Source organism: Rhodococcus sp. EPR-157 (assembly GCF_001647195.1).
GTDB lineage: Bacteria > Actinomycetota > Actinomycetes > Mycobacteriales > Mycobacteriaceae > Rhodococcoides.
This window is the reverse complement of the sequence record NZ_LVCV01000094.1, coordinates 1-8,613: the sequence shown is the minus strand read 5'-3', so window position 1 is coordinate 8,613 and position 8,613 is coordinate 1. Positions and strand designations below refer to the sequence as shown.

The following is an 8,613-nucleotide window of genomic DNA, read 5'->3' as shown; positions in this document are numbered from 1 at the left end:
CGGCGACCAGTGGTTCGACACCGGTGACCTCGTCCGGAAGCAGGGCTGGTTGCACGTCGCTTTCGTCGACCGGCTCGGGGACACCTTCCGCTGGAAGGGCGAGAACGTAGCGACGACGCAGGTCGAGGGCGCGCTGGGCGGGCATCCGGCCGTCGACGGCGCGGTCGTCTACGGCGTCGGAATCGACGGCACCGACGGCAAAGCAGGAATGGCTGCAGTGACACTGCGAGACGGAGAGATCTTCGACGGTAAAGCCGTCGCAGAGCATCTGTACGACAAGCTTCCGACGTATGCGGTACCACTGTTCGTCCGAGTCGTCGAAAGTCTGGAGACGACCTCGACGTTCAAGAGCCAGAAGGTCGCTCTGCGGAAGCTGGGGTACGAAGAGGACGGCGACAGCGAGCTGTACGTACTGCGCGGCAAGTCGGGTGGCTACGACAAGGCCTACGACGGCTATGTCGACGAGGTCGCTGCAGGTAAGGCTCCTAAGGGCTGACAAGCAAACTCGAGGTCAGGGTGACCTTGAGCCACTGTGCGTAGCGGTCGGTCGTCCAGCCCGACCGCTCGCACAGCATCCGGTGCATCTCTGGGCTGGTCAATGCCCAGATCGTCGTGCCGGCCGTTTCGACATCGACCGCCAATTCTCCGCGGGCTCGAATCCACTCGGCGATCTGCATCATCGCTGCCCGACGTTGGCGATCCTGAATGTCGCTTCGCAGCGCCGCAATGTCCTCGTCCACTGCAGCTGCGCCGACGAGAATATCGTCGAGCGCACGAATTCGCGAAACCTGGCGGGCAATCCCCGACGCGAACATGCGCAGCTGGGTGTGCTGGTCGAGCTCGTCGCGCACGGCGAGGGCAGGGGCGCGCTGCATGACCGGCGTCGCGTCACTGTCGCCGCCGATATCCAGATCGACCACTTCCCGCAGCAGCGTCCGCTTGTTCTTGAAGACGTGGAACACGGTGTCCGGAGAGACCTCGGCAGCGGCAGCGATGGACGGAACTGCAGTCTTGGCGTAGCCGTTCGCGAGGAAGAGCCTGCGTGCCGCCTCGATGATGCGTAACCGAGTGGCTTCGGCATGCCCCCGTCGCACCGCGGAGTTGTAGTTCCTCTTGACGTTCTCGGTCATCGGACGGAGTATATGCGTATTCATCCGAGTGTCACATGAACGAATTGGGGCGTCATGGATATTCAGCAGGCCAAAGCCAGAGTGGGTCGTGTTTTCGACGACGGGTTCGGACGGGGTGATCTCTCTGCCGTCGACGCGGCTCTCGCGCCGACCGCGGTCGATCGGCACGCCTTCGGCCCCGACGAACCGGACATGGCGGCACACCTGAAAGGGGCGATCGCGATGTTCCGGTCGGCGATGCCGGACCTCGAGGTCACGATCGGAGACCTGTTCGGGGAAGGCGATCGCGTCGCCGCGCGAGTCGAGATGCGCGGCACCCACACGGGTTCGCCGCTGTTCGGCGTCCCCGCCTCCGGCCAATCGGTGTCCATCGAGCAGTTCCATGTCATCGAACTCGACGACGAGGGACGTGGTGCCCGGCATTGGGCCAATGTGGGTGCCGACGCCGTCGCACTCGGGCACATCCGCCGGAATGCCACTATGGATGAATGAGCCTTCTCTGCGGCAAGTCGGTGCCCGACGATCGCGCACTCGTCATGGCGATCGTCAACCGCACTCCCGACTCGTTCTACGACAAGGGAGCGAACTTCACCGATGACGCGGCGATGGCGTCGGTGCATCGGGCTGTCGCAGAGGGCGCGGACATGGTCGACATCGGAGGCGTCAAAGCCGGTCCCGGTGCTGGAGTGGACGCCGCCGAGGAGATCCGACGCGTCGTCCCGTTCGTCGAGGCGATCCGCGGTGAGTACCCGGATCTGCTCATCAGCGTCGACACGTGGCGCAGCGAAGTCGCTCGACTCGCGTGCGGTGTCGGTGCCGACCTGATCAACGACACATGGGCGGGCGCCGATCCGGACCTCGTTGCCGTTGCTGCCGAAGAACGCGTCGGCATCGTCTGTTCTCATACCGGCGGCGCGACGCCGAGAACCCGTCCCCATCGTGTTCGATACACCGATGTGGTTGCAGATGTGGTGTCCGAGGTGACGGCTGCGGCCGAAAAAGCTGTCGCGGCGGGGGTGCGGAAGGACTCGATTCTGATCGATCCGACGCACGATTTCGGAAAAAACACCTTCCACGGGCTCGAGTTGTTGCGTCGCGTGGACGTTCTTGTAAACACCGGGTGGCCTGTGCTCATGGCGCTGAGCAACAAGGACTTCATCGGGGAGACTCTAGGTGTAGAACTCGCCGACCGGTTGGAGGGAACATTGGCAGCGACAGCATTGGCCGCAGCAGGCGGCGCCCGAATGTTCCGGGTGCACGAGGTTGCGTCGACCAGAAGAGTCGTAGACATGGTCGCGGCGATCCAGGGAACGAGAATCCCGGCTCGGACAGTGAGGGGTCTCGCATGACGCTTGCCGACCGAACCACCGTGACGACATCGTGGGCTGACACCAACGGCTGGGATTCCCCGTCGTGGTCGCTGGCGGAGTTGGAGGCGGCCAAGGCGGGCCGCACTGTCTCGGTCGTGTTGCCCGCGCTCAACGAGGAAGACACCGTCGCCGCGGTGGTCGACACGATCCATCCACTGCTCGGCGGTCTCGTCGACGAGTTGATCGTGCTGGACTCCGGATCGACCGACGCCACCGCAGAGCGGGCAACGGCGGCGGGCGCGCGAGTCATCAGCCGCGAGGAAGCAATTCCCGGGCTGGATCCGGTCAGGGGAAAGGGTGAGGTGCTGTGGCGTTCGGTCGCGGCGTCGACCGGAGATCTCATCGCGTTCGTCGACTCCGATCTCATCAACCCGGATCCGGCGTTCGTACCGAAGCTCCTCGGACCGCTTCTGATGCGTGACGGTATTCATCTCGTGAAGGGCTATTACCGCCGGCCGCTGCGCACGAGCGGCACCGAGGACGCCAATGGCGGAGGCCGAGTCACCGAGCTGGTCGCGCGACCGATGCTCGCCGCGCTCCGGCCCGAACTGACCGGCGTCATCCAACCTCTCGGTGGCGAGTACGCCGGGACGCGGGAATTGCTGTCCTCGGTACCGTTTGCGCCTGGCTACGGCGTAGAGATCGGGCTGCTGCTCGACACGTACGATCGGCTGGGCCTCAGCGCCATAGGTCAGGTCAACCTCGGTGTACGCAAGCACCGCAATCGTCCACTGGTCGAACTCGGTGCGATGAGCCGACAGATCGTGGGGACCATGCTGAACCGGTGCGGGATGGTGGATTCGGGAGCCGGTCTCATGCAGTTCCGCGTCGACGGCGACTCGTTCGTGCCATTCACCACCGAGGTGTCGCTGGCGGATCGACCGGCCATCAACACCTTGCACGCGTGACGGGCAGGGCCGCATGAGAGCATTCAGCAATGCTGACGCTCCTGATGTACGTCGTCATCATTGCCGTCATCGCGGCCCTGCTCTTCTTCTCGGCGAGCGCCGTATTCGGACGCGGTGAGGAACTGGAGCCACTCCCGGAAGGGACGACGGCGACGGTTCTGCCCGCCGAAGGGGTGACCGGGGATGACGTCCGGATGCTGAAATTTCAGCAGACACTGCGCGGATACAAGCAGAGCGAGGTCGACTGGGCGCTCGACAGACTGGGCGCTGAGATCGACCTACTCAGATCCAGGCTCGCCGCCATCGAAGCCCCGATTACAGCTGAACCGCCGACTACAGCTGAACCGCCGGCTACAGCTGAAGCGCCGGCCGCTGCCGACGAACGATGACGGCGATCGAAGGACCCGACGGCAAACTCCGATGCCCGTGGGGTGCCGTCGACGACGAGCTGTACCGGGATTATCACGACACCGAATGGGGCCGTGAGCTCCATGGCCGTGACGCACTCTACGAGCGGTTGTGCTTGGAGGCATTCCAATCGGGGCTCTCCTGGATCACGATTCTGCGCAAGCGGGAGAACTTCCGTGCTGCCTTCGAGGGATTCGACGTCGAGAAGGTCGCCTCGTTCGGAGCGGACCACGTCGAGCGATTGATGACCGACAAGTCGATCGTAAGGAACCGGGCGAAGATCGTGGCGGCGATCGGCAATGCCAGAGTCATCCTCGATCTACGCGACACCGACTTGGACTCGTTACTGTGGTCTTTCGCGCCACCGCCCCGACCTCGACGTCTCGTTTCGGCATCGGATGTGCCGGCAGTGACCGAGGAATCGACGTCGATGGCCAAGGAACTCAAGCGCCGCGGGCTGCGATTCTTCGGGCCGACGACGGCCTACGCGTTGATGCAGGCCACCGGAATGGTGGACGATCACCTGTCCGATTGCCTCGTGACACCGCCGAATACCGACTCCGGTTCCCGGTATGGCCCTGCATAGGGAAGAATAGGACTCGAGAACATCGCCGCTCACGGCGAGAACATCTTTTTTGACCGACGCGCAGAGCAGGATGGCGCAGATCTGGAGGGAGCAGAGGATGGCGGCGATGAAGCCCCGGACCGGGGACGGTCCCCTCGAAGCAACCAAAGAGGGACGAGGGATCGTGATGAGGGTGCCGCTTGAAGGTGGTGGACGTCTTGTCGTCGAACTCACCCCTGACGAAGCAGCCGCACTCGGTGAAGAGCTGAAAGGCGTCACCGGTTAACTGCTCGTCTGTTTCTGTGCCTAGCCCCGCTTGCCGATCCGGTAGGCGGGGCTTCGTGATGGGGTCGGGTGCATGCTGTCCGACGTAATAGACGTACTGATCTGCCCCCACTGCGGCGCCGACCTCGACCTGGCGGACCGCACTGTCCTGTGCGACCGCGGACATACTTTCGACGTCGCGAAGCAGGGATACGTCAGTCTTCTGCCCGGGAGTGCGGGCAAGATGGCCGGAGACTCGGCGGAGATGATCGCTGCACGAGCGCAGTTTCTGGACGGCGGCCACTTCGCTCCGGTGTCGGAGGCGGTGGTCGACGCCGTCGGTCAGCGCGAGATGGTCCTCGAAGTCGGCGTCGGCAGCGGGCACTATCTGGCATCGGTACTCGATCGAACCGGTGGGCGCGGCGTTGGCATCGACGTGTCCAAGGCGGCGGCTCGTCGTGCCGCGCAAGCACACCCGGCCATCGGATCTGTTGTTGCCGATGTCTGGCAGGGGCTGCCCGTGCGCGCGGGGTCGATAGCCGCGGTCACGTGTGTCTTCTCGCCACGAAATGCAGTGGAGCTCAGGCGAGTACTCGAACCGGACGGGGTGTTGATCGTCGTGACGCCGACGACCCGTCATCAGCAGGAACTGATCGGCACGCTCGGCCTCATCGGCGTCGACGAGGACAAGGCCCGCAGGCTCGGTGATTCACTCGCCGGGAAATTCGATCTGCTCGACCGCCGGAGCGTCGAGTACCGGATGCACCTGGGCCACATCGACGTCGAAAGCCTCGTTGCCATGGGCCCCTCGGCGCGCCACACGACGCACGCGTCGCGGCAGGAGTCGATCGCGGCGTTGCCGGACACCGTCGAGGTGACGGCGTCCGTCGTGGTCGGGGTTTACGCCCGCCGGGCGAGTGCTGCTTCGTAGACCTCGACAGTCTGCTGAGCGATGGCACCCCAGGAGAATTCGGCGACGGCCCGTGCTCTGCCTGCCGTGCCCATCGTCGCGGCCGTCTGCGGATCGAGGGCTACCTCGTTCACCGTCTGCGCCAGGGCGCGCTCGAACGCTGCAGGCTCGTACGAATTGTAGTGAACCAGGCGTCCGGTGACGCCGTCGTCGACGACCTCGGGGATGCCTCCGACGTCGGATGCGACCACTGCGGTCTCGGTGGCCATCGCTTCGAGGTTGACGATGCCGAGGGGTTCGTATACCGAGGGGCACACGAAAACTGTTGCAGCGGAGAGTATTTCGCGGATCTTCTCGGTCGGTAGCATTTCGCGGACCCAGAAGACGCCGGAACGAGTCTGTTGAAGCTCCTCGACTGCGCGCTCGGTTTCGGCGGCGATCTCCGGTGTGTCCGGTGCGCCCGCGCACAGCACAAGTTGAATCGACGGATCGAAATGGTGTGCGGCGGCAATCAGATGACCGACGCCCTTCTGTCGGGTGATGCGTCCGACGAACGCGACGATCGGCCTGTTCGGATCGACACCGATTGCGTCGAGGGCCGAATCGTTGACATCGGCAGCGGGGCCGGCATGCCAGTTCTCCGTGTCGATTCCATTGCGTACCACATGAACTCGGCTCGGGTCGAGTCGGGGATAGGCGTCGAGCACATCTTTCGCCATGCCCTCGCTGACCGCGATGACGGCGTCTGCGTACTCGACGGCGTTCTTCTCCGACCACGACGAAATGCGATAGCCGCCGCCCAACTGTTCGGCCTTCCACGGTCGACGAGGTTCGAGTGAGTGGGCGGTGAGGATGTGCGGCACGCCGTACAGCTCCGCGGCCAAGTGCCCGGCGAGTCCGGTGTACCAGGTGTGCGAGTGCACGACATCGGCACCTGCAGCCGCGTTGGCCATCCGCAGCTCGGCTGACAGAGTGGTCAGGGCGGCATTCGCTCCCCGAAGCGCGGGGTCGGGATCGTGAACCTGCGCAGTGTCTCGCGGCGCCCCCATACAGTGGATGTCGACCTCGCACAGCGCTTTCAGTTGCGCCGCCAATTCGGTGACGTGTACACCTGCCCCGCCGTAGACCTCAGGCGGATATTCCCTTGTCATCATTGCAACGCGCACACCTGTCAACTTACATTCATCGGGCGAAACGCGTGTACTGCTAGCAAGGTTCATCCGCTACGGATAGGTTGGGTGCGTGAGGACACAACCGCACGTACTAGGGATCGTGCTTGCCGGCGGTGAGGGTAAGCGGCTTTACCCGATGACCGCGGATCGAGCTAAGCCTGCCGTCCCATTCGGCGGCGCATATCGACTGATCGACTTCGTTCTGAGCAACCTCGTCAATGCCGGTTACCTCCGGCTCTGCGTGTTGACCCAGTACAAGTCGCACTCACTCGACCGGCACATCTCGCAGACCTGGCGCCTGTCCGGGTTCGCGGGGGAGTACATCACTCCGGTGCCGGCACAGCAGCGACTCGGTCCGCGCTGGTACACCGGCAGCGCCGACGCCATCTTTCAATCGCTCAACCTCGTATACGACGAAGACCCCGAGTACATCGTCGTGTTCGGCGCCGACCACGTGTACCGCATGGATCCGGAACAGATGGTGCAGCAGCACATCGATTCCGGAGCAGGCGTCACGGTCGCCGGTATCCGAGTGCCGCGGAGTGAGGCCTTCGCGTTCGGTTGCATCGACAGCGACGAGAACGGCAACATCACTCAGTTCCTGGAGAAGCCGGCACAGCCGCCCGGCACTCCGGACGACCCGAACGTCACCTATGCGTCGATGGGTAACTACGTCTTCACGACGAAGGTGCTGATCGACGCGATCAAGGCGGACGCGGAGAACTCCGATTCCGATCACGACATGGGTGGAGACATCATCCCGGCTCTCGTGAAGGCCGGAGTCGCGTCGGTGTACGACTTCAACGACAACGTGGTGCCCGGTGCGACCGAACGCGACCGCGGGTATTGGCGTGACGTCGGCACCATCGATGCGTTCTACGACGCCCACATGGATCTGGTGTCCGTGCACCCGATCTTCAACCTCTACAACCGCCGTTGGCCCATCCGCGGCGCCGCCGAGAATCTGCCCCCTGCCAAGTTCGTCCAGGGTGGACTCGCACAAGAATCCGTCGTCGGCGCCGGTTGCATCCTGTCGGCCGCCACCGTTCGTAACTCTGTGTTGTCGTCGAACGTCATGATCGACGACGGAGCGACAGTCGAGGGCAGTGTGCTGATGCCCGGCGTCAAGATCGGAAAGGGCGCCGTGGTTCGGCGCGCGATCCTGGACAAGAACGTCGTCGTCGGTCCCGGTGAGATCATCGGGGTCGACCTCGAGCGTGACAAGGAACGGTTCAACGTCTCTGCCGGGGGCGTCGTCTCCGTGGGCAAGGGCGTGTGGATCTAGCGGCTCCGCCGCAGTGGGTTTGGCGGCTCCGCCGCCAGTGGCATGGTTAAGTGCACTCCGGTGCACTCAACCGCGCCACTGGGCGCGGAGCGCCTCAGCTGCGCGAGGCGCAGATGAGGCCGTCACCCAGCGGGAGCAGAACCGTCGTCAGTCGTTCGTCCTCGGCGATCGCGCGCGCTGCTGCCCGTACAGCCACCGTGGTGGCGTCGCGCTGCGTGCTGTCGGGGACACGACCTCCGAGAAGCGCGTTGTGCAGGACCAAAACGCCGCCCGGCCGCAACAGGCGGACGCTTTCCTGCACGAAGTGCAGCTGATCCACGGGGCTCGCGTCGATGAAGACCAGGTCGTAGGTGTCGTCGGCAAGACGCGGTAGCACATCGAGTGCCCACCCGTTGATCAACCGCGTCCGCGACGGCGCGATACCACCGGAGCGAAACGCTTCCTTGGCTGCGCGCTGGTGTTCGGGCTCGGTATCGATTGTCGTGAGGACCCCGTCGTCGCGCATCCCGTCGAGCAACCACAGTCCGCTGATTCCGGCTCCGGTGCCGATTTCGACGACGGTCTTGGCGCCGAGCATCTGGGTGAAGATGCTGAGCACCGC

General features: G+C 64.2%; 12 protein-coding genes. 9 read left to right on the top strand and 3 right to left on the bottom strand.

Annotation, left to right across the window (positions count from 1 at the left end; all coding sequences use genetic code 11):
• The coding region (locus tag A2J03_RS03685; RefSeq protein ID WP_442971316.1) for an AMP-binding enzyme at nt 1–496 on the top strand (496 nt) is incomplete at its 5' end.
• Here A2J03_RS03685 and A2J03_RS03680 read toward each other — a convergent pair.
• A complete protein-coding gene (locus tag A2J03_RS03680; RefSeq protein ID WP_068369832.1) occupies nt 486–1,130 on the bottom strand; it encodes a TetR/AcrR family transcriptional regulator in 645 nt (214 codons plus the stop codon). The two genes, A2J03_RS03685 and A2J03_RS03680, sit on opposite strands and share 11 nt — an antisense overlap.
• Nucleotides 1,131–1,184: 54 nt before the next feature.
• Between A2J03_RS03680 and A2J03_RS03675 the strand changes: the two genes are divergently transcribed.
• From A2J03_RS03675 to A2J03_RS03645, 7 genes are all read left to right on the top strand, one after another.
• Complete coding sequence (locus A2J03_RS03675) at nt 1,185–1,622, top strand: ester cyclase (protein ID WP_068369829.1); 438 nt, start codon at nt 1,185–1,187, stop codon at nt 1,620–1,622.
• Complete coding sequence (gene folP / locus A2J03_RS03670) at nt 1,619–2,479, top strand: dihydropteroate synthase (RefSeq protein WP_068369826.1); 861 nt, start codon at nt 1,619–1,621, stop codon at nt 2,477–2,479. Before A2J03_RS03675 ends, folP begins: the two co-directional genes overlap by 4 nt.
• On the top strand, nt 2,476–3,408 hold the full coding sequence (locus A2J03_RS03665; protein ID WP_068369823.1) for a glucosyl-3-phosphoglycerate synthase: 933 nt from the start codon (nt 2,476–2,478) through the stop codon (nt 3,406–3,408). Before folP ends, A2J03_RS03665 begins: the two co-directional genes overlap by 4 nt.
• Before the next feature lie 29 nt (nt 3,409–3,437).
• Nucleotides 3,438–3,797, top strand: a complete 360-nt coding sequence (locus tag A2J03_RS03660) for a DivIVA domain-containing protein (protein ID WP_068369819.1) — start codon at nt 3,438–3,440, stop codon at nt 3,795–3,797.
• Nucleotides 3,794–4,402, top strand: coding sequence for a DNA-3-methyladenine glycosylase I (locus A2J03_RS03655; RefSeq protein WP_068369816.1), 609 nt, complete (start codon nt 3,794–3,796; stop codon nt 4,400–4,402). The genes A2J03_RS03660 and A2J03_RS03655 overlap by 4 nt, the downstream gene beginning before the upstream one ends.
• Nucleotides 4,403–4,499: 97 nt before the next feature.
• Nucleotides 4,500–4,667, top strand: a complete 168-nt coding sequence (locus A2J03_RS03650) for a DUF3117 domain-containing protein (RefSeq protein WP_068369835.1) — start codon at nt 4,500–4,502, stop codon at nt 4,665–4,667.
• A 72-nt stretch (nt 4,668–4,739) separates the two neighbouring features.
• Nucleotides 4,740–5,576 carry a putative RNA methyltransferase gene (locus A2J03_RS03645; protein ID WP_068369813.1) on the top strand — a complete coding sequence of 279 codons (837 nt, stop codon included), beginning with the start codon at nt 4,740–4,742 and terminating at the stop codon, nt 5,574–5,576.
• Here A2J03_RS03645 and glgA read toward each other — a convergent pair.
• Entirely contained in the window at nt 5,546–6,721 is a 1,176-nt protein-coding gene (gene glgA / locus A2J03_RS03640; RefSeq protein ID WP_068369810.1) for a glycogen synthase, read from the bottom strand. The two genes, A2J03_RS03645 and glgA, sit on opposite strands and share 31 nt — an antisense overlap.
• A 76-nt stretch (nt 6,722–6,797) precedes the next feature.
• Between glgA and glgC the strand changes: the two genes are divergently transcribed.
• A complete protein-coding gene (gene glgC / locus A2J03_RS03635; RefSeq protein WP_068369807.1) occupies nt 6,798–8,012 on the top strand; it encodes a glucose-1-phosphate adenylyltransferase in 1,215 nt (404 codons plus the stop codon).
• Nucleotides 8,013–8,106: 94 nt separating this feature from the next.
• Here glgC and A2J03_RS03630 read toward each other — a convergent pair.
• Nucleotides 8,107–8,613: O-methyltransferase (locus A2J03_RS03630; RefSeq protein ID WP_068369803.1), on the bottom strand; the 507-nt coding region annotated here is incomplete at its 5' end.